Raw genomic sequence first — 26,519 nt, 5'->3', positions numbered from 1 at the left:
CTTATGGCTATTTTTACACAGTTAGGTCCATCTAAATAGTAACGGTAATAAAACCCGTGCTTTTTTAGTTTTACTCTACACTTGCAATCGGGATAAGGACATCTATCTGGCGGGGCAGGGAAATTGTAATCTTTACCCTTTCGTAAATACTCTTCAATGTTATCAACATGGAAAACTATTTGCATAAGTAACCTCTCCAATTAAAATTAATGCTAAAGGAATCTGAAAAAATTTTTTTTAATTCCTTTAGCATTAATTTTATCACAAGATTATTTAATCTGAAAAATTTTATCGGTTTTGGGCTAAATTAATTTGAGAAATGACACCAAAGGAATTTTTTATAATTTTATAGAATGATATTCCATGAAAAGATTATAGTAAACCTTTGAAGTCTGATTTATTCTTTCCTGATGCTGGATAACTTTCTTCTAATTACTCTTCAAATATTTTGTAATCTCCTTTTCCTATAAATACCACTAATGCTTTCTTTAAATTTTGTTTATCTTTAAATTGCATACTTTCACGGTATCTCTTTAATTGTTCTTTCCCTTTTTCTATTATCTCCCCAATATATTTTTCGTCACTTTTCTTTACATACTTTAGCTCTATCAACCATTCGTATTTTACATCTGGCATTCTTATGTCTTTTTCTAAATAAATATCTATATAACCTCCCTCTGTTTCTTTCTCACTTATAGGCTTGTATATGTTACTCATTGTCAAGTATGAAAAGAGTATTATTTTTATATATTTTTCATCAAATTTTATTGTATCTCTATTGGATAATACTTTTAGAACTTTTTCACTTATAAATTTTATAAAATTCTTTATTTTCCCTTCAAATGCCATTTCCCATATGGCTTTTGCTATTTCCAGCATTTCATATTTTATGTTGTTTTCTTCCTTTAATTTTCTACCGAAGTACTCCCAATACATTGTTTTTATTACGTAATTAGGTATTCCAAGTTCTAAGATATTGTACCTGTAATCTTTTATTGTTAATAAGCCCATATAAAATAGAAGAGAAATAAAGTATTCTTCGTCGTACATTCTGTCAAATGAAAATTTTGTTACTATCTCCGCTACTATCCTTTCCTCTTTTATGATCCTCTCTAACAATGCCCTGTTCTCTTCATTCATTGTAAGCCTGTTTAGCCTGCCATAGTCTGTCTTTACATTGTCGTCTATTAAATACTCTGGATATCCTCCTGTGTTTTTGTATTGTGCTAAAAAGTATAGTACCATGTCTGGATTGTATACCCTTGTCTTGGCATTTTTGTTGAATTTATAGCCATCGTATAATTCCCTTAAGTTATTTATTAAATTCTCTTTTTCCTCTATCCTTACTTCTTCTAGTATCTTCACCACTTCTTCTTCTGTAAATCCCAGCATCTCATTTAAGCTTAAATCCATTGTGACATTTAATGCTATGTTAAATCCACTTGTTAAGTCATCCAGCATTATCGGGGATATCCCTGTTATGAATATCCTGTCTATTACACTCTCTGTCCCTATCTTCAATGTCTCATAAAAGTCTCTTACAAATCCTGATGCCCTCACTATCTCTCTGTAAAATTCACTCTCACCCATCGCTATTATGTCATTGGCAAAATGGTCATATTCGTCTATTATTAGGTATATTTTTTTACCTACTTTCTTTACTTCATTTATTAGCTGATTTACTATCGATTTTATATCTGGTTTCTCTTTTATATGTTGTTTTATTTCCTCTATATCTTTAAATATACTTTGATAGTCATTTAAAAAGCCATTTATTGAATCAATTAGATTTTGTTTGAATGATATTTCTAACCTGTCTCTATTGCCTGTATCTAATCCCGAAAAATTCAGTTTGAGTATCATATAACTGTTCTTTAGCTTTGTTGGCTTCTTCCCTATATATAAGTCGCCAAATAGTTTCTCAAAGTCTTTCTCATTGTTTATGTCATAGTAGTTCTCTAATGTGGAAAGAAAGAGACTTTTCCCAAACCTCCTCGGCCTTATGAAAAACAGGTATTTGCTATTTAAGTTCTCTATCTTCTCTATATACATCGTTTTGTCTACATACAGGTACCCTTCTTCTCTCATCGCTCTGAAATTGGACATACCATAGGGTATTTTCTTCATGTTTACCACCTCTTTCTTTTCTTTTTTACACTTCAATTACTTGGTATTCGTCCTTGCCTATGAATATGATTAGCGCCTGCTTTACATCTTTTCTCTCTTTTAGCCCTCTGCTTTCTCTATACCTCTTAAGCTGCTTTATTCCTTCTTCTTTTATCTTGTCTACTTTGTCTTTCTCACTCTTCTTTACATACTTTAGCTCTATCAACCACTCGTATTTTATATCTGGTATCCTTATGTCCCTCTCCAAGTATATGTCTATATACCCTCCTTCTGTCTCCCTCTCACTTATTGGCCTATAGGCTTTACTGTTTACAAGATACGTAATTAATATCACTTTGATATATTTTTCATCAAATTTTATTATGTCCCTGTTCGAAAGCACCTTTAGCACGTTCTGGCTTATATACTCTATATACGGTTTTATTCTCCCTTCATACGCCATCTCTTCTATGGTCTTCCTTAACTCATTTAGGTTAAGATTAATTTTGTATTCTTTCTTTAAATTCGTTTCTATATATTCCCACATTATTGTCTTGATTACGTAATTGGGTATTTTTAAAAATAATCTCGTTTTTTCTTGCCTCTCTATCGTGAGTAATCCCATATAGAATAGCAGTGATACAAAGTATTCTTCGTCGTACATTCTGTCAAATGAAAATTTTGTTACTATCTCCGCTACTATCCCTTCTTCTTTTATGATCCTCTCTAATAATGCCTTGTTCTCTTCATTCATCGTAAGCCTGTTTAGCCTACCATAGTCTGTCTTTACATTGTCGTCTAATAAATTTCTAGGCGGTTTTTTGTATCTTACTATGCTGTCAAGATAATACAATACCATGTCGGGATTGTATATCCTCTTCTCCGCTTCTGCGCTAAATAAATAACCATCGTATAATTCTTTTAATTCTTCTAATGATTTTTCTCTTTCTTTTTCCTCTATCCCTACTTCTTCTAGTATCTTCACCACTTCTTCTTCTGTAAATCCCAGCATCTCATTTAAGCTTAAATCCATTGTGACATTTAATGCTATGTTAAACCCACTCGTTAAGTCATCCAGCATTATTGGGGATATCCCTGTTATGAATATCCTGTCTATTACACTCTCTGTCCCTATCTTCAATGTCTCATAAAAGTCTCTTACAAATCCTGATGCCCTCACTATCTCTCTGTAAAATTCACTCTCACCCATCGCTATTATGTCATTGGCAAAATGGTCATATTCGTCTATTATTAGGTATACCTTTTTACCTACTTTCTTTACTTCATTTATTAGCGTCATTATAACTGCATTTATATCAGTTATTTGGTCAATTTTCTCCCTTATTTCTTCCGTATTTTCTAATATACCCTCGTATCTACCTAATAAAGCATTTATTGAATTTTTCACACTTAACAAAAAGGACTCTTTTAGTTGGTCTTTGTTTTCTGTGTTTAGACCTGAAAAATTCAGTTTGAGTATCATATAACTGTTCTTTAGCTTTGTTGGGTTCTTCCCTATATATAAGTCGCCAAATAGTTTCTCAAAGTCTTTCTCATTGTTTATGTCATAGTAGTTCTCCAATGTGGAAAGAAAAAGACTTTTTCCAAACCTCCTCGGCCTTATGAAAAACAGGTATTTGCTATTTAAGTTCTCTATCTTCTCTATATACATCGTTTTGTCCACATATAGGTATCCTTCTTCTCTCATCGCTCTGAAATTGGACATACCATAGGGTATTTTCTTCATCTCTACACCCTCCTACCTTTCTTTTTTAATACTTTTTGCATTTTTTGTATTCCTTTATGCATGAGATTCTTCTGCTTCACCTCAGAATAACAGAAGAGAAAGATTCTTCGGAGACCATTCACTTCGGCTTAAGGCTTCGCTTCACTTCGGCCCAGGATTTTACTGCTACACTTTACAAAAAAAGACACACTTTATAGTGTATCTCGATGTCTACAAATTTACTACTGCTCTCTTTAAAAGCTGTCTATCCAACTTCACTTCCTGTGATTTTTGGTTTAATTCGGTAATCTTTTTATCATTCTAATCTAGTGTTTTCTCTAACTTCATCTTTATTTTTGTAATAGCTTCATCAAATCTTTCTTCAAATCCATCCAATCTTTTTTCAAAGTTGTCAAACCTTTTTTCAAAACTATTAAATTTGTCAACAATAAAATTCACAAAATCTTCATTTGTCATTTCATGGCCCCCATATAAAAACCATTTACTAGCTTCATCATACCATTCTTATTACAAGTAATCAAGGTTAAATTATGTTTATGTGGGTAAAATACCATCTTTAATTTTATTAAACATATCCTTTGTCATTTTTAACAGGAATACTTCCTTGTTTGAAGGGTCATGTTCAAATCCAAATGATAATAACATTTTTTGCGCCCTTTTATTGCTTAGAAGGACCGGGTCGATCATTATTTCTCCACCAAACTCATTAAAATAGTAGTCCAAAAGTAAAAATAGTGCTTCTTTTGCATAACCTTTTCCTCTGTGTATTCTTTCAATTTTAATATTCAGTTCTGCCGTTTTAGTTGAATCGTCAAATCGATGGAAACTTACTTCACCTACAGGTTCATCTTTATTGTTAAAAATTAGACAATAGAAATTATGTCCATCCGTAGGATCAACCATTTTTTGAAACCAAGATGATACTTTCCCCTCTGGTAAGAAAAAAGGTCCACCAACTTCACCTGTTGTATCCACATCGGACCATAATTTATTTATATAAGCAGTTTCCTCGTATTTAGGAGGTCTTATATAAATATTTTTCCCTTTTTTAGTAATTATTTTCATTATTCTTCCTCCAACTAAAATATATCATAATATTAAGACTATTTATACAGTTCGATAACTGTCATATCAAATATAACTGTCCTTTTTAAAAGCCTTTATTGATTTTATCATACCATTCCTTTTATGGTAAATCAAGATAAAAAAGAGAGATACACTTTTAATGTATCTCTTGAAGCGTCTTTTGGGATTCTTCTATTATCTGTTTGGTCATTTCAGTCATAGGCTTTGGCTCTAATGATTTGGAATTTGCTTTGTCAAACATTTTTTGTACATCTACCGCTTTTTGCAAAAATTCTTTTGCCTTTTCTTTATCTCCATTGTTTAAATAATACATACCAACTTTGTTATAAGCATCAGCTAATTGCTGGTAATTTTCTGGCCTCAATGGTTGTACTTCCACTGCTTTTAATACATATTTAAGGCCAAGGTCAATTTGTCCATGAGCAAGATAGAAAGCTCCCAGTTGGGCATTAAGTTGAGAATTAAAAGGCTCTAATTGCACGGCTTTTTCTTCTTCAAACATCGCTTTTTGAAGCCTTACAGCATCTTTTAACTGGTCACCAAGGGCGGTGAGAATTTGCCCGTATGTCATTCTGTATTTTGCGTTCCATGGGTCATAGGATACTGCTTTTTCATAATTTTGTTCCGCCAAAATAAAATTTTGTTGTCTCAAAAAGTTATCCCCTTTTACGGCATAACTTAGCGCTACTGACATAGAGGTAGACATAAACATTACAACAAAGGCTACAACTATCGCTAAATAGTTTAAGTAAATTTTTTTGTTTTTTACTTTAACTTTTAGTATGTCCAGAGAATTTATTACACCAATTAATGCCCAAAGTGCAATAGATACTGCAGAAAGCGACAGGTCAAAATCCATTGCAGCATGAGCATAAAGGCTTATTATTGCTGTTATAATTGCAGCAATTAAAATTCTGTCTTTGTCTTCCATGTATCCTTTATACACTCTATGCATGCTTCTAAAAAGGGATACCAACAAAAATATTATAGCAATAGCTCCAATGATACCCGTATCTAAAAGTACCTGCATGAAATAGTTATGAGTCTGAGTAGTCCAATACAGGTAAGATTGGTATTTGAAATATAGTGATGCCCATGCACCACCACCTGCTCCAAATATAGGATAATCTTTAAAAATTTTTAATCCATCTTTGTAAAACTGCATTCTCTGTGAGCTACTTTGGGTTGACAGGCTTATATCTTGGACACGTGATGCAATATCCTCCGGCAAGTATTTGTATTTTAACATTATGTTTTGTGCTTCATAAGGAGCATTTTTAGGATATATTTGCGCCTTTGTAAAAGTAACTGACGTGTTTTGAAAATTATTTACAAATGTTATGGCAAGCCTTTTTGTGTCTTTTAAAGTAGAAAATTCTATTGTTTTTTCGCCAATGAAATTGTCTTTGTCGTAAAATTCTGTAATTTTAGTGGATTGGTCATTTTCATTTCTGCTGTTTATTATTATGCCGTAAGCCCAATCTTTATTTGAGGGATTTTTGGCTACAACATCGTATTTTAACACATAAACTCTGTCAGGTTCTGCACTCACAAATCTCGTTACGCTTTTTATGCTGTCAGACTCCTCTACATCATGTTTTAAAGTCAATGGAACTTGAGTTGTAAAAACTATGTATCCTGCTACCAACACAAAGATTCCAATTACAGCAGCAATAGCTATTCCAACTTTCACATTTATTTTATTTACAACACTCACAATAAAGCTTATTGCGTATGTAACAATTAGTGAAGCAAAGACTCCAATCAAATACCATTTGATTAAATTGAGAGCTGCCCCGCTGGCAACTGCTGAATTAAATTTTACTATAGGCAGTGCTGAAGCAATTACAACCCCCACAAAATACATAAAAGGTTCTATTCTTTTGCCCCTTGGCATCAAAAGCATAAGAATAATGCCAAGAAAAGGAAGCATAAGCCATGCACCGCGAGACAAGGTAAATACATAAGCGTAAAACTGTGTATAAGCGGTCATGCCGTATATTGCCTTTAAATATTTATTGTCAGTGTAAGAAATTAAAGTTAAATTGACAAGGAAAAAAGCCATCAAAAATGAAGCTGTTGTATTAGGATACTGAAAAGTAGAGTTTATCCTGCCTCCTACCCATGAACCGTTGTAATGGATGAGATTAACTGAAGATCCCAGCCCCACAACCGCTACTACAAATGAGCTTAAAACTAACGCATTTAATAGTATAAAAATTTTTTTGTTATCTCTTACGGTCCTACTAACTATGAAATATATAAACAAATAATCAAAATATCTCAAAACTTCCCCTATGCTCGCCCTTATATTTACAGCAAAAAAACTAGAGATTATATACGCCCCTACAAGGGATAAAGCAGCATAGTCTAAGGTAGTACTTATTATGGGTTCTTTTTGCACAATTTTAGAAATAGCCCATATAATAAATACCGCAGAAGTCAATGCAATTGTGGGAAACATTTCTTTTTCGAAATACATGCCTCTAAAAAAAGGTGGATAAAATACGAGAATTACAAGTAATATATAAAATATTGTGTCTAAGCTTGCAAAACTTCTGTATGTTTTTTTCGTTTGTTTTTTTATTGTCTTGCCCTTTTTTGCAGCTATTTTTTGCGCCATTTTCAATCCCCTCTTCTTGTAGCATTTTAATCCATTAAGACCACAGTATATACATATTCGACAAAAATTTCACTTTTCCTTCTTTTTATCAAACTATCAATTACAAATTTAAAATCCCCAAAAGGCACAATTTGCCTCAATCACATATTTTAATTGAAAGAATATAATAAAGTGAAAATAGAAAAAGGAGGATGGATATGAGGCTTAAGTACTTAATTGTATTCCTGTTAGTATTAGCCCTTACAGTTTCTTTATTTACAGGGTGTACAAATAAAAGTCAAAAACTTACAAAAATTAATTTTGTAGAAACAGTCCATTCTATTTTTTACGCTCCCTATTACGTAGCTGTAAGCCAAGGCTTTTTCAAAGAACAGGGGCTGGAACTCGTCATTACAACTGCTCAAGGGTCAGATAAGGCTGCAACGGCCGTTTTATCTGGCACAGCAGACATAGGACTTCAAGGACCCGAAACCACTGTATACGTACTTAAAGAAGGTAGAGATGATTATCTTGTAAACTTTGGGCAACTCACAAGAAAAGATGGGTCTTTCCTTTTGGGGAAAAAGCCTGAACCGGACTTTAAATGGGAAAATTTAAGAGGTAAAAAGGTAATAGGTGGAAGGCCTGGCGGGATGCCTCAAATGACACTGGAATACATTTTAAAAGAACACGGCATAAATCCAAAAACAGATTTAACCCTTATCACCAATCTTCAATTTACAGCCGCAGCGGGAGCTTTTATGTCTTCCGATGCTGATTACGTGGCGTTATTTGAACCTACAGCTTCCCTAGTTGAAAAACAAAAAGGTGGATACATTGTAGCATCAGTTGGCGCTTCCAGTCATGAAGTTCCTTATACGACTTTTAATGCAAGAAAAAGCTATATTGAAAAACATCCCGATATAATACAGCGTTTTGTAAATGCAGTATATAAAGGAATGCTTTGGGTAGGCTCTCACTCTTCTAAAGAAGTAGCGGAAGCAATTAAGCCTTTTTTCCCAGATGCTGATGTAGACCTTATGGCGACAGCTATTGAAAGATACAAAAATCAAAACACCTGGGGCACTACTCTAAAAATGAAAGTTGAAGACTTTGATTTTCTGCAAAATATACTTTTAGATGCAGGTGTAATAAAAGAAAAGGTGGACTCACATCTTCTAATCAACAACACTTTCGCTGAAAAAGCTGAAAAAATGATCAAAAAGTAGGGTTTTAAATTGTGCTCAATATGCCCCTCCCATATTGAGCACAACTCCCCTTTTATTAACTTCACATAGAAGGGAGTGTCTTTTATGAATAAAATAATGGTCAGCCTCAAAGATGTATCCTTTAATTATCACACCTTAGAGGGTGAAACTGAAGCTTTAAAAAATATTTCTTTTGATGTGTACGAAGGAGAATTTGTAGGGATTATAGGCCCTTCTGGGTGTGGCAAATCTACTCTTCTTTCGATTATTTCCGGTCTTTTAAAGCCTTCTTACGGAAATGTAGAGGTAAATGGAAAAATAGGCTATATGCTTCAAAAAGACCACCTTTTTGAATGGCGAAATATATGGCAAAATGTATTACTTGGACTTGAAATACAAAAAAGTCTAACAGAAGAGTCTAAAAAATACGTAGAAGGTTTGCTTGTAAAATACGGCCTCGGCGAGTTTAAAAAACATTATCCTAATCAATTGTCAGGTGGAATGCGACAAAGAGCCGCTCTCATAAGGACATTAGCTTTAAAACCAGACATACTTTTACTAGATGAAGCTTTTTCTGCTTTAGACTACCAAACAAGACTTGCTATATCCGATGAAGTATATAAAATTCTTAAATATGAGCAAAAAACTGCGGTCATAGTAACTCACGATATCTCAGAGGCAATTTCTATGTGTGATAGAATTGTAGTTCTATCAAATAGGCCTGCCCATGTAAAAAAGATTTATGACATTGTCCTAACTTGTGAAGATCGAACTCCCATAGGCTGCAGAAAAGCTCCTGAGTTTAGAGAATATTTTAATTCAATTTGGAAGGAGTTGGATGTCCATGTATGAAGCAGCAACCCCCTATATTTCAAAAGAGCACAGGGAATTTTTAAAAAAAGTAAAGAGAAAAAATGTATTGATACGAGTCACTCAATTTGCATTATTAATCCTTTTTTTCGCTGCATGGGAAATTGTCGCAAGGTACAAAATTGTAGACCCTTTTTTGGTCAGCCAGCCTTCAAGAATGTTAAAAACTATAATAGCCTTAAGTCAGAATGGTTCTCTTCTTATGCACATATGGGTCACTTTGAGTGAAACTATAATAGGTTTTACTCTTGGCACAATAATTGGCATGATAATTGCTATACTTCTGTGGTGGTCAGACTTTTTGTCAAAAGTATCAGAACCTTATTTAGTAGTACTTAATAGTCTTCCTAAAATTGCATTAGGTCCTATATTTATCGTTTGGATGGGAAATGGAGAAGCTCCAATAATTACAATGGCTCTTGCTATTTCATTGATAGTAACTATAATCAGCTTACAAACGGGTTTTAAAGAAGTTGACGAAGAAAAAATAAAACTTTTAAAGACCTTTGGTGCCACAAAAATGCAAATACTTACAAAATGTATTCTTCCCGCCAGTGTCCCAACGATTATTTCCGCCATAAAAATAAACATCGGCCTTTCCTGGGTAGGAGTAATTACAGGAGAATTTTTAGTTTCTAAAGCAGGTTTGGGATATTTGATTGTCTACGGCGGTCAAATTTTTAAGTTGGATTTGGTAATGACAAGTGTACTGATACTTTCAATACTTTCTGCTTTGATGTACATTTTTATAGTGTATCTCGAAAAAAAGCTGATAAGGTGGAGATAGATAACAGTGTTTTTTGTCTTTTTATGTGCTAAAATATGTATTGTAGTATTATAAATGCGGGGTGAAAACTAATGAAAATCGCATTGGCTCAAATAAATCCAGTTGTGGGAGATATAAAAGGAAACTTCAAAAAGATAGTAGAGTTTATAAATAGAGCAAAATATCAAAAGGCTGACCTCGTAGTATTCTCTGAATTAGTTACCGTAGGTTATCCTCCTAAAGATTTTTTGTTTATGCAAGATTTTTTAGAAGCCAATGAAAAATATATAAATGAAATAGTCTTACCTTCTTCTTATCAAATTGGAGTAATACTGGGTACTGTAAGGCGAGATACAGAAGGCAATCTTTATAATTCTGCTTTTTTTATTTATGACGGTAAAATAGTTGAGGTTTTTGACAAGACTTTACTTCCAAACTATGACGTATTTGATGAAAAGAGGTATTTCAAACCAGCAAAATTAAGAAAGATAGCTTCCTTTAAAGGTATAAAATTGGGGGTTAATATATGTGAAGACATATGGAAAGATTATGTTTTTGAGCCAAGTGTAGATTACTCTGTTGATGTTTTAGAGGAACAATTTAAGCTCAAACCTGATATTTTTATAAATATTTCGGCATCTCCTTATTACTTGGGCAAACAAAATATGAGAGTAGAAATGATAGAAAAAAAGATAAAAAAGTACGCAATACCTTTTGTTTATGTAAATCAAGTTGGTGCAAATGATGAATTGATATTTGACGGTGCTAGCTTTGTAGTAAATGAAGAAGGCAAAAGAGTAGTACAACTTAAAGCTTTTGAAGAAGATATTAAAGTTTTTGATATTGATAAACTGAAAAATCTTAGGAAACTGCCTGAAATAAAAGAGGATATATCTTGGTTATACAACGCTCTTGTCCTTGGTGTAAGAGATTATTGCAAAAAATCAGGTTTTAAAAAAGCAGTAGTAGGCTTAAGCGGCGGAATAGATTCTGCAGTGGTTTGCGCCATAGCAGTGGAAGCTTTAGGAAAAGAAAATGTTCTTGCGGTTTCAATGCCTTCAAGATATTCCTCTGAAGGAAGTAAAAGTGATGCAAGAATACTGGCTGATAATCTGGAAATTGAATTTAGAGTAATCCCAATAGAGCCTGTGTTCAAAAGTTATTTATCCGTTTTTAATGGGGATAGCAACGTTATAGGTGACCTGGCAGAAGAAAACATACAAGCAAGAATAAGAGGTAATTATTTAATGTTTATATCAAATAGAGAAGGGCACATTGTTTTAACTACCGGAAACAAATCAGAATTAGCAATGGGATATTGCACTCTTTACGGAGATATGAGCGGGAGCCTTGCTGTGATAGCAGATGTACCTAAGACAATGGTATATGAACTAGCAAGATATATAAACAGAGAAAAAGAAATAATTCCAGCTTCTATAATTGAAAAAGTTCCTTCTGCAGAATTAAGACCCAATCAAAAAGATGAAGACTCATTGCCTCCTTACAAGATTTTGGATGAAATATTAAAAATGTATATAGAGGAAAACAAGTCAGCAAAAGAAATAATAGAAAAAGGATATGATGAAAAATTAGTAAAAGATGTTATAAATAAAGTCAACAGAGTAGAGTACAAAAGAAAACAAGCAGCACCCGGACTCAAAGTCACCACCAAAGCATTTGGAACAGGAAGGCGTATGCCAATTGTTCACAATTTTAAACTATAATTTTTAAGTAATTTTTGAGGGGGAATTTAATTGTCCAAACAATTAAAAAGCGATATTGTGCTCACTGTAGTAACCATGGTGTGGGGGTCTACATTTATAATAGTCAAAAACGCTATACAGACACTCCCGGTATACAATTTTCTTTTTATACGCTTTTTATTGGCTTTTTTGCTTCTTGTAATAATATTTTATAAAAGGCTAAAAAATATTGATAAGAAAACACTAACTGCAGCATCTTTAATTGGCACAATGCTTTTTTTAGGTTATGCCTTTCAGACAATGGGACTTAAATACACTACAGCATCTAAATCAGGGTTTATAACAGGGTTTAGTGTAGTATTAGTGCCAATTTTAGAAGCAGTGTTTCTTAAAAGAAAGCCTTCAAAACCTGCAATTTTAGGAATTTTACTTGCTTTTATAGGACTCATACTGCTCACTACAAATATTGACTTATCTATTAACATAGGTGATTTTTTGACACTTTTGTGTGCTTTTGCTTTTGGAATGCAAATTGTTTTAATAGCAAAATACGCCTCCACCTTAGATACATATTTACTCGCTACTATTCAAATAGGAATAGTTGCACTTTTAAGCGGCATTGTGACTTTTCTATTTGAAAAGCCTTTTATACCTACATCTGTCGATGTCTGGTTAGCCATTATAATAACCGGTGTTTTTGCTACGGCTTTTGCATATGTTGCTCAAAACACAATGCAAGCCTACACTACTGCTACTCATACAGCTTTGATATTTGCATTAGAACCAGTTTTCGCTGCAATAGCTGCTTTTTTAATTGCGGGTGAGGTGATGTCTTTTAGAGCAATAATAGGCGGAATTTTTATGTTTGCAGGTATAGTGCTTTCAGAACTACCTGAATCAGAAGTTAGTAAATAACAAAAACTTCCTACTGCTCTTAAAAAATCCCCAGTAGGAAGTTTTATTCTTACATATTTTGGTATTTACTTGCAATATTGAGTCTCATTAATGCTCTTTTTAAAGCGGCTTCTGCCAAAAGATGTTCCTGTTTGCTTCTTTTTTGTCTAAGTTTTTCTTCTGCTCTTTCTTTAGCCGCTTGAGCACGAGCTATATCAATTTCCTCGGGCCATTCTACTGCACTGGACAAGATTGTCACACTGTCTCTTTTGACTTCCATAAAGCCGCCAGAGATAAAGGCTTCTCGCCATTGGCCGTCTTCTTTGATCTGTAAAGTACCTGTACCTATGGCTGCTGTCATGGGAATATGGCCTTTTAAAATACCTATTTGACCTGTGGTTATAGTTACTATTATTTCTTCCACATCCCCTTCGTAAAACTTTCTATGAGGAGTTAAAACCTCGAGGTGAAAATTTTTATCCATTCTTTTCACCTCATCTCATTTTTTCAACTTTCTCGTAGACTTCGTCTATGTTTCCTACCATGTAGAAAGCAGCCTCTGGGATATCGTCCATTTCTCCCTCTACAATTTTCTTAAATCCTCTTATCGTCTCTTTCAGCGGCACATATTTGCCAGGTGTTCCAGTAAAAGTTTCTGCTACAAAGAAAGGCTGTGATAAAAACCTCTGTATCTTTCTTGCTCTGTAAACTATGAGTTTATCTTCCTCTGTAAGCTCTTCCATACCCAATATAGCAATTATATCCTGAAGTTCTTTATATCTCTGTAAAATTTCCTGAACTTTCCTTGCTACAGAGTAATGTTCCTCTCCTACTATATGAGGCTCTAATATACGAGAAGTAGAATCCAGCGGGTCCACGGCAGGATATATTCCCATTTCAGCAATGCTTCTTGACAAAACAGTTGTCGCATCCAAGTGAGTAAAGGTGGTAGCCGGAGCAGGGTCAGTAAGGTCATCTGCAGGTACATAAACAGCCTGAACTGATGTAATAGACCCTTTCTTTGTAGAAGTAATTCTCTCTTGCAAAAGTCCCAAGTCTGTTGCCAAAGTAGGTTGATAACCAACAGCAGAAGGCATTCTTCCTAAAAGTGCCGAAACTTCTGAACCTGCCTGAACAAATCTGAAGATGTTATCTATAAATAAAAGCACATCTTGGTGTTCTTCATCTCTAAAATACTCTGCCATTGTAAGCCCTGCAAGACCTACTCTCATTCTAGCTCCTGGCGGCTCATTCATCTGTCCAAATACAAAAGCGGTTTTGTCTATAACTCCTGATTCATGCATTTCATGCCACAATTCATTTCCTTCACGGGACCTTTCACCAACACCGGTGAAAATTGAGTAACCACCATGTTCTATAGCGACATTTCGTATTAGTTCCATTATCAAAACAGTTTTACCAACGCCAGCCCCACCAAAAAGCCCTATTTTGCCACCCTTTGGATAAGGAGTAAGTAAGTCTATTACTTTAATACCTGTCTCCAAAATTTCAGTAGCAGGGCTTTGTTCTTCAAAAGGAGGCGCCTTTCTGTGAATTGACATGTATTTTACATCTTTGACTTCTCCTAACTCGTCAATTGGCTGGCCTAATACGTTAAACATTCTGCCTAAAGTCCCTTTCCCAACAGGGACCATTATAGGCCCACCTGTATCTATACATTCCATGCCTCTTTTTAAGCCATCAGTTGAGGCCATTGCAACACACCTTACTATATTGTCCCCTATGTGCTGAGATACTTCTACAACTAACTCTCTGTCTTCTATAGGAATTTTGATGGCACTATTTATAGGAGGAAGTTCTCCTTCAAATTTTATATCAACAACAGGACCAATAACCTGTGTAATATACCCCTTCTTCAATTTATCATCTCCTTTTATACAGATGCCCCTGCGATTATTTCTGAAATTTCCTGAGTAATAGAAGCTTGCCTCAGTTTATTATACTCTAAAGTAAGCCTGTTTATCATCTTATCAGCATTTGACGTTGCACCATCCATTGCTATCATCCTTGCAAAATGCTCTGAAGCAAATGCTTGAACAAGTATACTGTATATGAGACCTTTGATATACTCAGGAACAAGTACGTTAAAAACCTCTGTAGCAGAAGGCTCGTATATCATGTCACTGTCAATTACTACTTCTTCTTCAGTCTCTTCTCCTTCATTAGCTAACGCCATAAAGTTGTCAATATCTAAAGGTAAAAGTCTTAGAACCTTTACCTTTTGTACAAGTCCTTGCATTTCAGTATAAACAATAGATATTTCATCTGTAAGCCCTTTATTGTAAGCATTTAGTATAATATCTGTTATTTCTCCTGCTGAAGCTGTTGTAGGATTTTGAGCGGTATAAAGAAATTCTATATCTACATTATATCCTTTTTTGATGAAGTAACGTCTTCCAACTTCTCCTATTACCATCAAGTTTACTTCTTCTTTTCCAATTAGTTCTTGAGTTGTTTTTATGATATTGTGATTGTAAGCACCGCAAAGGCCTTTGTCTCCTGTTACAACTATTACAGATTTTTTCTTATTCTTTTTATCATCTTCTTTTCTTTCAAGATAATGAGAGGTAACTTCCCCTGTATGAAGCAATATATCTTTCATTGTAAGCTGAACCTTATGGTAATATGGCCTTACATTGTCCAACATGACTTTTGCCTTTTGAAACTTTGACGCTGAAATTAAATACATAGCTCTCGTAATTTTTCGTGTTTCTTTGACACTTTTAATGCGCAAGGCTATATCTCTTTTTCCCATTAACTATCACCCTTTGCGGCGTACTTTTCTTTGTACTCCAAAATTGCAGCTTTTAATTTTTCCTCTGTCTCGGAAGTTAAATCTTTTGTGTCTCTTATTGACTGCTTTATTTCGGGATAATTTATATCCAAAAATTCTAAAAGTCCTTTTACAAAAGGTCTAACTTGTTCCACCTCGATATCAGCAACATATCTATTCATTACAGTATATATAGCTATTACTTGATCTTCTACTGGCATTGGCTGATATTGAGGTTGCTTTGTGATTTCAACAATTCTTTCCCCTTGTCTTAAAACTTCAAGGGTTGCTTTGTCTAAGTCAGACCCAAATCGCGCAAAAACTTGCAATTCTCTATATTGAGAAAGTTCCAACCTTAATCGACCAGCTACTTTTTTCATCGCCTTTATTTGTGCAGCCCCACCGACACGGGATACAGACAGTCCTACATTTATAGCAGGTCTTATTCCTGAATAGAAAAGCTCTGACTCAAGATATATCTGTCCATCTGTAATAGAAATTACGTTTGTTGGAATATATGCAGATATATCCCCTGCCAATGTTTCCACAATAGGAAGAGCCGTCAAAGAACCTCCCCCGTATTCATCTGCAAGTCTTGCAGAACGTTCAAGAAGTCTTGAATGAAGGTAAAATACATCGCCAGGGTATGCTTCTCTTCCCGGTGGCCTCCTCAAAAGCAAGGATATAGTTCTATAAGCAATAGCATGCTTTGAAAGGTCATCATAAACTACCAGTACGTCTTTACCCTGGTACATAAAATGCTCTCCCATGGCACATCCTGCATAAGGTGCAATATATTGAAGAGCTGCTGAATCACTGGCAGTTGATGCAACAACTGTTGTATATTCCATAGCTCCATGTTTTTCAAGCATATTAACAATTCCTGCAACAGTGGAAGCTTTTTGTCCTATGGCCACGTATATACAATATACACCTTTGTCCTTTTGATTTATTATAGTATCTATAGCAATAGCAGTTTTACCTGTCTGCCTATCTCCTATTATTAATTCTCTCTGCCCTCTTCCTATTGGAATCATAGAATCTATAGCTAAAATACCTGTCTGTAAAGGCGTATCAACAGATTTCCTTCTGACTATTGGTGGAGCGGGATATTCAATGGGGCGTTTGGCTTCATAGTTTATTGGTCCTTTACCATCAATAGGCTCTCCTAAAGGATTTACTACTCTTCCTAACATTTCTTTTCCTACAGGCACTTCCATGATTTTTCCTGTTCTTTTTACTATATCCCCTTCTTTAACTTTTTCAGGGTCTCCAAGGACAACAACACCAACTGTATCTTCTTCAAGATTTAAGACCATCCCAACGACTCCGCTTTCAAACTCCACCATTTCTCCGTACATAGCATTGTCAAGACCATAAATTTTAGCTATTCCATCACCTGATTGGATAACATGGCCAATTTCTTGTGTTTCAAGGTTGAAATCAAAATTTTTTATTTTTTCTTCTATTACTGAACTTATTTCTTCAGGTCTTATGCCCATACTTTTTCACCTTCTTAACTCATTTTACACGGCTTGTTGCATATTTTTTAGAAGTGCAGTAAACCTTGCTTTTATTGAACCATCAATTACGGTATTTCCAATAATAAGTTTTAAACCCCCTAATATGCTTTTATCAACTATTGGCTCGATAGTTATGTGTTTTTCTAACTTTTTCTCTAGTTTTTCTTGGAGTTTTTGCAATACGTCTTCTTTTAGAGGATATGCAGAAACGACTTTTACATCTACAATATTAAAATACTCTTTATATAAATTTCTAAATTGCTCACCAATTTCTTCAATCATGTCTTCTCTGTGCTTTGATATTATCACTTTTATAAAATTTACTATCTCTTTATCAACATCTTTCAAAATTTGCTCTATAAACTCTATTTTTTGGGTTTTATTAATACTTTTATTGTTAAAAATTTGTTTTACTTTGCCAATTTGAAGAATTTCAATTACTTTTTCTAATCCATCATAATATTCTTTCACTTTATCTCGCTGCTTTGCTACATCAAAGAGGGCATAAGCATACCGTTTCGCAACTACTTGCGCCATGATGCCCCTGCCTCCTCAATGACTTCATTGATGATGTCTTCATCATCAATTGGAAGTTTTTTCTCTAAAACGCGAGAAGCGGCATCAATGACTAATTGGGATAATTCTATTCTTAAATCGTGCATTGCCTTAATCTTTTCCAAAGTTGCTTCTTCTTTAGCTCTATCTAATATAGCTTTGGCTTCTTTATTAGCATCATCAATAATCTTGTTTGCTTTATCTTCCGCAAACTTCTGTGCCCTCTCAATTATAGCTTTCCCTTCATTGTCAGCATTTTGCAATATTCCTTCGTACTTTGCTTTTAAGTTGTAAGCCTCTTGCCTCTCCTTTTCTGCTTCTTCTAAAGAAGATTTGATCTTATTTTCTCTATTTTCAAGGAATTGTGTCACAGGTTTAAACAAAAGCTTTTTTAATATATAATAAAGAACCAACAAGTTGATTATTGTAATAATAAAAGTCCAGATGTTAAAAAGGCCCAACTTTTTTCCCTTCTTTCATTAGGAAATTTGTCTTACACTTACGGCTTTAATATTATTATAAGGAATGCTACCAACAAGCCGTAAATGGCTGTTGCCTCTGCAAGAGCACCTCCTAATAAAAGAAGCTGCATTATGCTTCCTCTCGCTTCAGGCTGTCTTGATACAGCTTCAACCGCCTTTCCTGTCGCAAGGCCTATACCAATACCTGCGCCTATACCTGTTAATGCAGCAATACCTGCTCCTATAGCTAATAAATCCATTTAAATCCTCTCCTTTTCGTTTGTATTTTATTAAAATTTTTTAATCATTTCCTTACTTTTATTATACATTATTCTATAGCTTCTTCAATATATAGCATCGTCAAAAACACAAATACTAACATTTGTAAAAGGCCATCAAAAAGGTCAAAATACAAACTAAATACTGCAGGGACTACTATTGGCACAGCCCTTTCAATAAGTTCCATTATTGTAACTGCTGCAAATATGTTGCCAAAAAGTCGGGCTGCCAGCGACAAAGGCCTTGTAAATAAATCCAAAACATTAATAAAAAGGTTTATAGGAGACTTAAAAAAGTGTTTTACGTACCCTTTAAACCCTCTTGCCCTTATGGAAGCTATAATAACAGTAGTAATCGACATAATGGCAAGGGCTGAAGTTGTACTAATATCTTTAGTAGGAGGTGTTAAGCCAAAAATGCTTATAGTGTTGGCTAAAATCAAAAAAGCTGCTACAGTTCCTAAATAAGGAGCGTAATCTCTCCAATGCTCTCCTAAAGCACCTTCCACAAATTTATTAAATCCCTCCACCATAAGCTCTATAACATTTTGTGCACCCTCAGGAACAAGCTTCCATCCTTTTGTAACTACTGCGGCAGCAACAATCAATACTGCCATTATAATCCACTCAACTACGACTGTCATTGTAATGGGTATGCCGCCAAATAAAGGTATTGTAAACACTACCGAAGGTTCTATTTCCACTCAATTCACCTCCCTTTTACATACCCTCAACACGTATAATTATAAACCTTTAATGTAAAATTTTCAACTCAAAAACTTTTGATACAAAATATTTGTACATCGGAAATATTGACCCGTTAATTAATGAATCTTACGATAATTTTATACTCTAATTTACTTCCTATATGTTTCCTTTATCTACCTCTTAGTTCATCTTCTAAGTTTTTGTCCAGTATAAACATATATACATATTCTCCTTTTTGGGGATTAACATCCTTATAAATACTTATGACATTGCAACCTGTAAGTCTTAGTATCATCTCTTGAAACTTAGGCTTTAATATCTCATCTAGCAATTCTCTTAACTGTTTCAAAAGTTTTTTGCCTTCTTCTGTCGAAATAATTTGCATTTCTTCATGAGTCAAAGATTTACTAAGCCTAACAATAATCATATCATCACAGATGCGAGTTTTTGCAGCCTCTGCCCCTCTTCCAATTGCCTCTTTTGTGAGTTTTATCATTTCTTCATTAATCTTGCTCTCCAATACACCCTTCATTAATACTATCCCTCCAATAAAAAAAACAAAAGCGAAATTTTTATCAATAGTTAATTAAATTATATCTTTTATAAATGTTTAATACAAACTGTTTAGTACACCTAAAATTCTTTATTAACAAGCAAATTATCAAAAATTTAACAGATCGCTCCCCTTATTAGTAAATTTCACACAAAAGCTCATTTTTCAAGCATACATCTCAAAAATTGATAACACTTGTGATACTCCTATTTTTTCTAACGCAGAAAATGTTATAACCTTTTCTTGTTTAATGTTAAAAATTTTACAAATATCCTCCACTGCTTTTTGGGCTTCTGATTTATTTACTTTATCCGCTTTAGTCAGCACTACAGTAAAAGGTAAATTTTTATGCTTAAACCAATTTATCATTAAAAAGTCGTCTTCAGTTGGATTTCTTCGTATGTCTATTAAAAACAATCCATGACGTAAATTTTTGGAGGTATTGAGGAAAATTTCTATATTATGTGCCCATTGTTTTTTCATCTCTTTTGAGACTTTTGCATAACCATATCCAGGCAAATCTACTAAATAAAATTTGTTATTTATTAAATAAAAGTTTATACCTCGAGTTTTCCCTGGCCTAGAACTTGTCTTTGCAAGGTTTTTTCTATTTAATACAGTATTTATCAATGTAGACTTACCTACGTTTGACCTCCCGACAATCACTATTTGAGGAAGATTATCTTTAGGATACTGTTCCTCATTAAAAGCAGAACGGACAAATTCCACAATTTTAATTTTCATAAAAGCCCTCCTTAACCAAGGCAAGGTCAAGGACCTCATCAATCTTTTCCACAAACTTGAATTCTAATTTTCGCTTTACACTTTGAGGGATTTCATCTAAATCCCTTTTATTTTCTTGAGGAAGTATTACTTTCCCTATTCCTGCTCTATGGGCTGCTAAAACTTTTTCCTTTACTCCTCCAATGGGAAGAACTTTGCCCGTTAAAGTTATTTCTCCTGTCATAGCTACATCTTTTTTTACAGGAACTTTTTTGAGAGCAGACACCATAGCAGTAACCATAGTTATTCCCGCTGAAGGACCATCTTTTGGAATTGCACCTTCAGGCACGTGTATATGTATATCGACATTTTTGTAAAAATCTTTATCTATATTCAGTTTCTCGGCATTTGCCCTTATATAGCTAAAGCCAGCTTGGGCAGATTCTTTCATTACGTCACCTAATTGCCCTGTAAGATTGAGTTTGCCACTTCCTGGCATTATGGAAGCTTCTACAGTTAAAATTTCTCCTCCTACCCTTGTCCATGCAAGTCCAAAAACTATCCCTATTTCGTCTTTTTGATTTGCTTTGTCAGGGCGGTAAACAGGTTTGCCCAGGTAAGACTGTAAATTTCTCTTTCCAACTTTTATTACTTGTGCATTTTCTTCAACTATCTTCTTTATAGCTTTCCTTATAATTTGCGATAAATTCTTTTCTAAGCCTCTTACTCCTGCTTCACGAGTATATTCTGAAATTATTCCGTAAATGGCAGATTCTTGGATTATTATCTTGTTATCTGGCACCCCATGTTCTTTTAAAATCTTAGGTATTAAATAATCTTTTGCAATGTGAAGTTTTTCTTCTTCAGTATATCCAGAAACATATATAACTTCCATTCTATCTAAAAGAGGCGCCGGTATAGTATCTACCGTATTAGCCGTTGTTATAAACAATACCTTTGAAAGGTCAAAAGGCAAATCAAGGTAATGGTCTCTAAAAGTGGAGTTTTGTTCTGGGTCAAGAACTTCAAGCATTGCAGAAGCAGGGTCTCCTCTAAAGTCTGAGCTCATTTTGTCTATTTCATCTAGTAAAAACACAGGATTTTTTGAACCAGCTATTTTTATGGAATTTATAATACCTCCTGGTATAGCTCCAACGTAGGTACGCCTATGTCCCCTTATTTCTGCTTCATCTCTCACTCCACCAAGAGATAATCTGACAAATTTTCTGTTCATAGCCCGTGCTATAGACCTGCCCAATGAAGTCTTACCAACACCTGGAGGACCTACAAGACATAAAATAGGACTTTTAATTTTGTTGTAAAAGCTTCTAACTGCTAAAAACTCTATTATCCTTTCTTTTACTTTCTTTAAGCCGTAATGGTCCTCATCCAATATTTTTTGTGCTCTTTTTAAATCTAAAATATCTTCTGTTTCGTAATTCCAAGGTAAATCCAAAATCCAATCCAAATATGTCCTCACTACAGAAGCTTCTGCAGAACCAGGCGCCATTTTAGAAAGGCGTTTTAATTCCTCTTTCGCCTTCTTTCTAACCTCTTCGGGTAAATCTTTTTCATTTAATTTCTTTTCATACTCCTCAATCTCTTGATCAACCTCATCTGTCTCTCCTAATTCAGCTTTTATAGCTTTTAACTGTTCTCTTAAATAATATTCCTTCTGTAATTTGTCAATTTGACTTCTAACTTTGGCATTTATCTCTTTTTCAATGTTTAGTATTTCTAATTCTTTCATTAAAAACCCTAAAAGAGTTTCTAACCTTTTATTTACATCAAAACACTCCAAAAGCTGTTGACTTTGACTCGTATTTAAAGATATATGAGCCGCAATCATGTCTGCAAGTCTTCCAGGCTCTTCTATGCTTATTACACTGTATAAGCTATCTATGGGCAGTCTCGAAGTCATATTTACATATTCTTCAAAAGCAGAAATAACACTTCTCATTAAAGCTTCAAGCTCTGATGTCTTTTCAATTTCTTTTTGCTCTTCTTTTTCTATAACTTCTACTTCAAAAAATTCATCATCTTTTGTCACTTGCTGAATTTCAGCACGGCTTATCCCTTCTACCAAAACTCTTATAAGTTCTCCTGGCAGTTTTAACATTTGTTTGACTTTTGTAATAGTGCCAACTTTGTAGACGTCGTCAATAGAAGGGTCTTCTATCTCAGCTTCTTTTTGCGTTGTAACAAATATTAACTGATTTTTCATAAAAGCTTCTTCCAAAGCCCTAATTGACTTTTCTCTTCCTATATCAAAATGAAGCACCATATATGGAAAAATAGTTAATCCTCTTAAAGGAATCATTGGCAATATATACTTTTTTTCTGTCATATCTTCACCCTCTTTTATGCAATATAACCAAGCCCCCTTCCCATTCACTATTTTAGTATGTGAAGGAGAAGGGGGATTGATGTAAAAATTCTCTATTTTTTACGAAACAGACTCCGTCTTTTTTATTTTCTTTTTGGCTTTTTGAGCATCTGAGTAAACCAATGTTGGCGGAGCTTTCTTTAGTACCGTCTCCTCTGTAATTATACACTTTTCTATGTTGTCACTGGATGGTATTTCGTACATCACATCCAACATAATTTCCTCTAAGATTGCCCTTAATCCTCTTGCGCCGGTCTTTCTCTCTAAAGCCATATCTGCAATGAGCCCTAAAGCTTTCTTATCAAATTCAAGCTTTACACCATCTAATTCAAACAATTTTTCGTATTGTTTTGTCAGCGCATTTTTGGGCTCTGTCAAAATTCTTACTAAGTCATCCTTACTCAATGGGTCTAATGTAACTACTATTGGCACCCTTCCTATAAACTCTGGTATCATACCGAATTTAAGAAGGTCCTGTGGCATTATATGACTTAAAATTTCGCTTAAGTCTTTTTCTTTTCTGCTCTGTACTTCTGCTCCAAATCCTAAGCTCTTTTTCCCTATTCGGGATTCTATTATTTTTTCTATGCCTTCAAAAGCGCCACCACATATAAACAATATATTAGTTGTGTCAATTTGTATAAACTCTTGATGAGGATGTTTTCTTCCACCTTGTGGCGGCACATTTGCAATGGTCCCTTCTAAAATTTTTAACAAAGCCTGTTGTACGCCTTCTCCTGAGACGTCACGAGTAATAGAAGGATTTTCTGACTTTCTCGCTATTTTATCTATTTCGTCAATATAAATTATACCTTTTTCAGCTTTTTCTATGTCATAATCTGCTGCTTGTATGAGCTTTAAAAGTATATTCTCTACGTCTTCACCTACATATCCAGCCTCAGTTAGAGAAGTTGCATCAGCTATTGCAAAAGGAACATTTAGAAGTTTTGCCAGTGTCTGAGCCAATAAGGTTTTCCCAGAACCTGTGGGACCTAAAAGTAAAATATTGCTCTTTTGAAGTTCTACATCGTCTGGCTTTATCCTGCTGTTAATTCTCTTGTAATGATTGTAAACAGCAACAGCTAAAGCTTTTTTAGCTTTTTCCTGCCCAATTACATATTGGTCAAGAAATTCTTTTATTTCCTTTGGCTTAGGAAGTTCTCCAATTCCCATATCAATGTCTTCTTCAAATTCTTCATTTATAATTTCTTGACAAAGTTCAATGCATTCATCACAAATATATACACCAGGCCCTGCAACTAGCCTCTTTACCTGGTCCTGTGTCTTCCCGCAAAAAGAACACTTTAGTTGTTTTTGATTATCATATTTGGCCATAATTTCACCTCTTTTGGGGCATCATCTTTTATTCCTGATGAGAACCTCGTCTATAATGCCATACGCTTTCGCATCCTCCGCGTCCATGAAAAAGTCCCTCTCAGTATCTGCCTTTATCTTTTCAATAGGCTGCCCCGTATTTTCTGCAAGTATTTTATCCAACTTATCTCTTAATTTTAATATCCTTTCAGCATGAATTTTAATGTCAGTAGCTTGCCCCTGCATGCCTCCTAAAGGCTGATGTATCATTATTTCGCTATTAGGAAGTGCAAATCTTTTCCCTTTCGCACCTGCTGCCAGTAAAAATGCAGCCATCGATGCCGCCATTCCAACACATAGAGTCACTACATCCGGTTTTATATACTGCATTGTGTCATAAATGGCAAAACCTGCTGTTATCGAGCCTCCTGGACTATTTATATAAAGCCAGATGTCTTTATCAGGGTCTTCAGCTTCCAAGAACAAAAGCTGTGCAATAACTAAACTTGCTGTAGTATCATTTATTTCTTCTCCTAAAAATACAATTCTGTCTTTCAAAAGGCGAGAAAATATATCGTAAGAACGTTCACCTCTATTTGTCTGCTCTACAACAATAGGTACAAGACTCATAATAATCACTCCTCTTTACTTATTATTTTACACTCACTGAAAATAAAGTCAATCGTCTTATAATAAGCTATATCCTCTTTTATGCTGTTTATCTGGCTTTCAGTAAGACTTTTCTTGAATTCTTCCAAATTTATTCTGTAATTCGCTGCCATCTCTTTTAATTTACTTTCTAATTCTTCCTCTGTAACTTGAATATTTTCCGCTTTGGCAATTTTGTCTATGACAAGTTGAGTTTTTACTCTGTTTAAAGCTCCATCCCACATCTCTTTTCTTAAATCTTCTAAGCTCTTCCCTGTAATTGATAAATAGCTATTTAAATCTAACCCTTGATATCTCAAATTATAATCTAAATCCCTCAAAGAAATATCTATTTGCCTTTCCACCATAACATCTGGTATATCAACTTTTGCGTTTTCCACAACTTTCATTACTGCTTTTTCTTTCATCTCATTTTCTGCTTCTAACTTATTTTTCTCTTCTAATTTTTTTCTTATGTCGGCTTTTAACTCTTCTAATGTCTCAAATTCACTTACATCTTTTGCAAATTCATCGTCTAACTCTGGCAGCTCTTTTTTATTTAAAGCCTTAAGAGTGACTTTAAAAACAGCTGATTTGCCTCTTAATTCTTCCACTCTATAATCTTCAGGGAAAGTAACATTTACATCAAAAGTCTCATTTACATTGTGGCCTATTATTTGGTCCTCAAACCCGGGAATAAAAGTATTGCTACCTAATTCTAATTCGTAATTTTCAGCTTTACCGCCTTCAAAAGGTTCACCGTCAATAAACCCTTCAAAGTCTATTACAGCAATATCTCCACTTTCAGCTGCTCTTCCTTCAATAGGTATAATTCTTGCATTTTGCTCTCTTAATTTTTCTAATTCGTATTCTACATCCCCATCGTACACATCATACTCTATTTTTTCAATTTCTATGCCTTTATATTCACCTAGCTCTACCTCAGGCATGACAGGTACAGTTGCTTCTAAAATCAAGTCTTTTCCTTTGCCAATTTGTAAAATGTTAATATCCGGATAATCTACTGGCTCTAAATCAAACGTTTTAAGAGCTTCCTTGTACGCTTCGTCAAAAACATACTCTACAGCATCTTCGTAAAGGACACCTTCACCATAATATCTTTCTACAATTACTCTCGGAGCCTTTCCTCTTCTAAAGCCGGGCACATTAAATTTAGATGCATTCTTTTTAAAAGCAAAATTTAAACCCTCTTCAAACTTTTCACTTGGTATTGTAAGTTCAATCGTCGCAACACTTTTCTCTAATTTTTTAAGACTCGCACCCATTAAGTATATCCTCCTATTCTCTTTCTTTCGTATAACTCTTCTAAACTTATAATATTATAACATAAAAAAACGGTGAATCAAACTTACGCTGTCATAATTTTATGCAAAAAAAATAATGCTTGCTGCATTATTTTTCTGTCAAGCATATATTCCCCTATTTGAAATTTTCATTGGTGCGGGCAAAGGGACTTGAACCCCCACGGGTAACCCCACCAGATCCTAAGTCTGGCGCGTCTGCCAGTTCCGCCATGCCCGCATATTAAAACGGTGCGCCATTAGGGACTCGAATCCCAGCCCCACGATTAAGA

24 protein-coding genes, 1 tRNA gene and 1 pseudogene are annotated in these 26,519 nt (G+C 34.4%); 5 read left to right on the top strand and 21 right to left on the bottom strand.

Features of this window, described 5'->3' with window-relative positions; all coding sequences use genetic code 11:
* The 6 genes and pseudogenes from BUB32_RS03175 to BUB32_RS03155 form a co-directional block, all read right to left on the bottom strand.
* Positions 1-185 (bottom strand): annotated as a pseudogene (locus BUB32_RS03175) (DUF6431 domain-containing protein); the annotation flags it as partial.
* A 247-nt stretch (positions 186-432) separates the two neighbouring features.
* Entirely contained in the window at positions 433-2,127 is a 1,695-nt protein-coding gene (locus BUB32_RS03170; RefSeq protein WP_072967404.1) for an AAA family ATPase, read from the bottom strand.
* A gap of 25 nt (positions 2,128-2,152) precedes the next feature.
* Complete coding sequence (locus tag BUB32_RS03165) at positions 2,153-3,853, bottom strand: ATP-binding protein (protein WP_072967402.1); 1,701 nt, start codon at positions 3,851-3,853, stop codon at positions 2,153-2,155.
* A gap of 300 nt (positions 3,854-4,153) precedes the next feature.
* A complete protein-coding gene (locus BUB32_RS12935) occupies positions 4,154-4,309 on the bottom strand; it encodes a hypothetical protein (protein WP_003870603.1) in 156 nt (51 codons plus the stop codon).
* A 78-nt stretch (positions 4,310-4,387) separates the two neighbouring features.
* Positions 4,388-4,918: a GNAT family N-acetyltransferase gene (locus tag BUB32_RS03160; RefSeq protein ID WP_072967400.1), complete on the bottom strand. Its 531-nt coding sequence runs from the start codon at positions 4,916-4,918 to the stop codon at positions 4,388-4,390.
* Between the two features lie 157 nt (positions 4,919-5,075).
* The gene (locus BUB32_RS03155; RefSeq protein ID WP_072967398.1) at positions 5,076-7,562 is read right to left on the bottom strand and encodes an O-antigen ligase family protein; all 2,487 of its coding nucleotides are present in this window, start codon (positions 7,560-7,562) and stop codon (positions 5,076-5,078) included.
* Between the two features lie 197 nt (positions 7,563-7,759).
* Here BUB32_RS03155 and BUB32_RS03150 point away from each other — a divergent pair, with 197 nt between their 5' ends.
* From BUB32_RS03150 to BUB32_RS03130, 5 genes are all read left to right on the top strand, one after another.
* Positions 7,760-8,770 (top strand): ABC transporter substrate-binding protein, encoded by a 1,011-nt coding sequence (locus BUB32_RS03150; RefSeq protein ID WP_072967396.1) that lies wholly within the window; start codon positions 7,760-7,762, stop codon positions 8,768-8,770.
* Between the two features lie 84 nt (positions 8,771-8,854).
* A complete protein-coding gene (locus BUB32_RS03145) occupies positions 8,855-9,601 on the top strand; it encodes an ABC transporter ATP-binding protein (protein WP_072967394.1) in 747 nt (248 codons plus the stop codon).
* Complete coding sequence (locus BUB32_RS03140; RefSeq protein ID WP_072967392.1) at positions 9,594-10,406, top strand: ABC transporter permease; 813 nt, start codon at positions 9,594-9,596, stop codon at positions 10,404-10,406. Before BUB32_RS03145 ends, BUB32_RS03140 begins: the two co-directional genes overlap by 8 nt.
* A gap of 71 nt (positions 10,407-10,477) precedes the next feature.
* The gene (locus BUB32_RS03135) at positions 10,478-12,109 is read left to right on the top strand and encodes an NAD+ synthase (RefSeq protein ID WP_072967390.1); all 1,632 of its coding nucleotides are present in this window, start codon (positions 10,478-10,480) and stop codon (positions 12,107-12,109) included.
* 30 nt (positions 12,110-12,139) lie between these two features.
* Entirely contained in the window at positions 12,140-13,003 is an 864-nt protein-coding gene (locus BUB32_RS03130) for a DMT family transporter (protein ID WP_072967387.1), read from the top strand.
* A 49-nt stretch (positions 13,004-13,052) separates the two neighbouring features.
* Here the strand turns inward: BUB32_RS03130 and BUB32_RS03125 are convergent, their stop codons facing one another.
* The 15 genes from BUB32_RS03125 to BUB32_RS03055 all read right to left on the bottom strand — a co-directional run bounded on the left by BUB32_RS03125 (position 13,053) and on the right by BUB32_RS03055 (position 26,467).
* Complete coding sequence (locus tag BUB32_RS03125) at positions 13,053-13,466, bottom strand: F0F1 ATP synthase subunit epsilon (RefSeq protein WP_072967385.1); 414 nt, start codon at positions 13,464-13,466, stop codon at positions 13,053-13,055.
* Between the two features lie 10 nt (positions 13,467-13,476).
* Positions 13,477-14,862: a F0F1 ATP synthase subunit beta gene (gene atpD, locus BUB32_RS03120; protein WP_072967383.1), complete on the bottom strand. Its 1,386-nt coding sequence runs from the start codon at positions 14,860-14,862 to the stop codon at positions 13,477-13,479.
* 14 nt (positions 14,863-14,876) lie between these two features.
* Complete coding sequence (atpG, locus tag BUB32_RS03115; RefSeq protein ID WP_072967381.1) at positions 14,877-15,758, bottom strand: ATP synthase F1 subunit gamma; 882 nt, start codon at positions 15,756-15,758, stop codon at positions 14,877-14,879.
* Complete coding sequence (atpA, locus tag BUB32_RS03110) at positions 15,758-17,278, bottom strand: F0F1 ATP synthase subunit alpha (protein WP_072967379.1); 1,521 nt, start codon at positions 17,276-17,278, stop codon at positions 15,758-15,760. The genes atpG and atpA overlap by 1 nt, the downstream gene beginning before the upstream one ends.
* A gap of 24 nt (positions 17,279-17,302) precedes the next feature.
* The gene (gene atpH, locus BUB32_RS03105) at positions 17,303-17,836 is read right to left on the bottom strand and encodes an ATP synthase F1 subunit delta (RefSeq protein WP_072967377.1); all 534 of its coding nucleotides are present in this window, start codon (positions 17,834-17,836) and stop codon (positions 17,303-17,305) included.
* On the bottom strand, positions 17,824-18,315 hold the full coding sequence (atpF, locus tag BUB32_RS03100) for a F0F1 ATP synthase subunit B (RefSeq protein WP_072967375.1): 492 nt from the start codon (positions 18,313-18,315) through the stop codon (positions 17,824-17,826). Before atpF ends, atpH begins: the two co-directional genes overlap by 13 nt.
* Positions 18,316-18,353: 38 nt before the next feature.
* Positions 18,354-18,575 carry an ATP synthase F0 subunit C gene (atpE, locus tag BUB32_RS03095; RefSeq protein ID WP_072967373.1) on the bottom strand — a complete coding sequence of 74 codons (222 nt, stop codon included), beginning with the start codon at positions 18,573-18,575 and terminating at the stop codon, positions 18,354-18,356.
* Positions 18,576-18,643: 68 nt separating this feature from the next.
* The gene (locus tag BUB32_RS03090) at positions 18,644-19,297 is read right to left on the bottom strand and encodes a F0F1 ATP synthase subunit A (RefSeq protein ID WP_072967371.1); all 654 of its coding nucleotides are present in this window, start codon (positions 19,295-19,297) and stop codon (positions 18,644-18,646) included.
* Between the two features lie 173 nt (positions 19,298-19,470).
* Positions 19,471-19,833, bottom strand: a complete 363-nt coding sequence (locus BUB32_RS03085) for a Na-translocating system protein MpsC family protein (protein ID WP_072967369.1) — start codon at positions 19,831-19,833, stop codon at positions 19,471-19,473.
* Positions 19,834-20,019: 186 nt separating this feature from the next.
* Positions 20,020-20,598, bottom strand: coding sequence for a ribosome biogenesis GTP-binding protein YihA/YsxC (gene yihA, locus BUB32_RS03080; RefSeq protein WP_072967367.1), 579 nt, complete (start codon positions 20,596-20,598; stop codon positions 20,020-20,022).
* Positions 20,588-22,924: an endopeptidase La gene (lon, locus tag BUB32_RS03075; RefSeq protein ID WP_072967365.1), complete on the bottom strand. Its 2,337-nt coding sequence runs from the start codon at positions 22,922-22,924 to the stop codon at positions 20,588-20,590. Before lon ends, yihA begins: the two co-directional genes overlap by 11 nt.
* A 99-nt stretch (positions 22,925-23,023) precedes the next feature.
* Positions 23,024-24,298, bottom strand: coding sequence for an ATP-dependent Clp protease ATP-binding subunit ClpX (gene clpX, locus BUB32_RS03070; RefSeq protein ID WP_003868371.1), 1,275 nt, complete (start codon positions 24,296-24,298; stop codon positions 23,024-23,026).
* A 21-nt stretch (positions 24,299-24,319) separates the two neighbouring features.
* A complete protein-coding gene (gene clpP, locus BUB32_RS03065) occupies positions 24,320-24,907 on the bottom strand; it encodes an ATP-dependent Clp endopeptidase proteolytic subunit ClpP (protein WP_003868372.1) in 588 nt (195 codons plus the stop codon).
* A 5-nt stretch (positions 24,908-24,912) separates the two neighbouring features.
* A complete protein-coding gene (tig, locus tag BUB32_RS03060; protein ID WP_072967362.1) occupies positions 24,913-26,211 on the bottom strand; it encodes a trigger factor in 1,299 nt (432 codons plus the stop codon).
* Between the two features lie 171 nt (positions 26,212-26,382).
* Positions 26,383-26,467, bottom strand: a tRNA-Leu gene (locus BUB32_RS03055).
* Between the last annotated feature and the right edge of the window lie 52 nt (positions 26,468-26,519).

It is taken from the genome of Thermoanaerobacter uzonensis DSM 18761 (assembly GCF_900129115.1).
GTDB lineage: Bacteria > Bacillota > Thermoanaerobacteria > Thermoanaerobacterales > Thermoanaerobacteraceae > Thermoanaerobacter > Thermoanaerobacter uzonensis.
Note: the sequence above shows the minus strand (reverse complement) of the source record. Positions and strands in the feature narration are given on the sequence as shown.

Excerpts from the sequence above, each read along its gene's own strand:
- BUB32_RS03165 (WP_072967402.1), bottom strand. The coding sequence starts at position 3,853 with ATGAAGAAAATACCCTATGGTATGTCCAATTTCAGAGCGATGAGAGAA.
- atpH (WP_072967377.1), bottom strand. The coding sequence starts at position 17,836 with ATGGCGCAAGTAGTTGCGAAACGGTATGCTTATGCCCTCTTTGATGTA.
- BUB32_RS03085 (WP_072967369.1), bottom strand. The coding sequence starts at position 19,833 with ATGAAGGGTGTATTGGAGAGCAAGATTAATGAAGAAATGATAAAACTC.
- clpP (WP_003868372.1), bottom strand. The coding sequence starts at position 24,907 with ATGAGTCTTGTACCTATTGTTGTAGAGCAGACAAATAGAGGTGAACGT.
- BUB32_RS03160 (WP_072967400.1), bottom strand. The coding sequence starts at position 4,918 with ATGAAAATAATTACTAAAAAAGGGAAAAATATTTATATAAGACCTCCT.
- BUB32_RS03145 (WP_072967394.1), top strand. The coding sequence starts at position 8,855 with ATGAATAAAATAATGGTCAGCCTCAAAGATGTATCCTTTAATTATCAC.
- lon (WP_072967365.1), bottom strand. The coding sequence starts at position 22,924 with ATGACAGAAAAAAAGTATATATTGCCAATGATTCCTTTAAGAGGATTA.
- BUB32_RS03125 (WP_072967385.1), bottom strand. The coding sequence starts at position 13,466 with ATGGATAAAAATTTTCACCTCGAGGTTTTAACTCCTCATAGAAAGTTT.
- BUB32_RS03150 (WP_072967396.1), top strand. The coding sequence starts at position 7,760 with ATGAGGCTTAAGTACTTAATTGTATTCCTGTTAGTATTAGCCCTTACA.
- BUB32_RS03135 (WP_072967390.1), top strand. The coding sequence starts at position 10,478 with ATGAAAATCGCATTGGCTCAAATAAATCCAGTTGTGGGAGATATAAAA.
- BUB32_RS03155 (WP_072967398.1), bottom strand. The coding sequence starts at position 7,562 with ATGGCGCAAAAAATAGCTGCAAAAAAGGGCAAGACAATAAAAAAACAA.
- BUB32_RS12935 (WP_003870603.1), bottom strand. The coding sequence starts at position 4,309 with ATGACAAATGAAGATTTTGTGAATTTTATTGTTGACAAATTTAATAGT.
- atpE (WP_072967373.1), bottom strand. The coding sequence starts at position 18,575 with ATGGATTTATTAGCTATAGGAGCAGGTATTGCTGCATTAACAGGTATA.
- tig (WP_072967362.1), bottom strand. The coding sequence starts at position 26,211 with ATGGGTGCGAGTCTTAAAAAATTAGAGAAAAGTGTTGCGACGATTGAA.
- atpA (WP_072967379.1), bottom strand. The coding sequence starts at position 17,278 with ATGGGCATAAGACCTGAAGAAATAAGTTCAGTAATAGAAGAAAAAATA.
- BUB32_RS03170 (WP_072967404.1), bottom strand. The coding sequence starts at position 2,127 with ATGAAGAAAATACCCTATGGTATGTCCAATTTCAGAGCGATGAGAGAA.
- clpX (WP_003868371.1), bottom strand. The coding sequence starts at position 24,298 with ATGGCCAAATATGATAATCAAAAACAACTAAAGTGTTCTTTTTGCGGG.
- yihA (WP_072967367.1), bottom strand. The coding sequence starts at position 20,598 with ATGAAAATTAAAATTGTGGAATTTGTCCGTTCTGCTTTTAATGAGGAA.
- BUB32_RS03140 (WP_072967392.1), top strand. The coding sequence starts at position 9,594 with ATGTATGAAGCAGCAACCCCCTATATTTCAAAAGAGCACAGGGAATTT.
- atpG (WP_072967381.1), bottom strand. The coding sequence starts at position 15,758 with ATGGGAAAAAGAGATATAGCCTTGCGCATTAAAAGTGTCAAAGAAACA.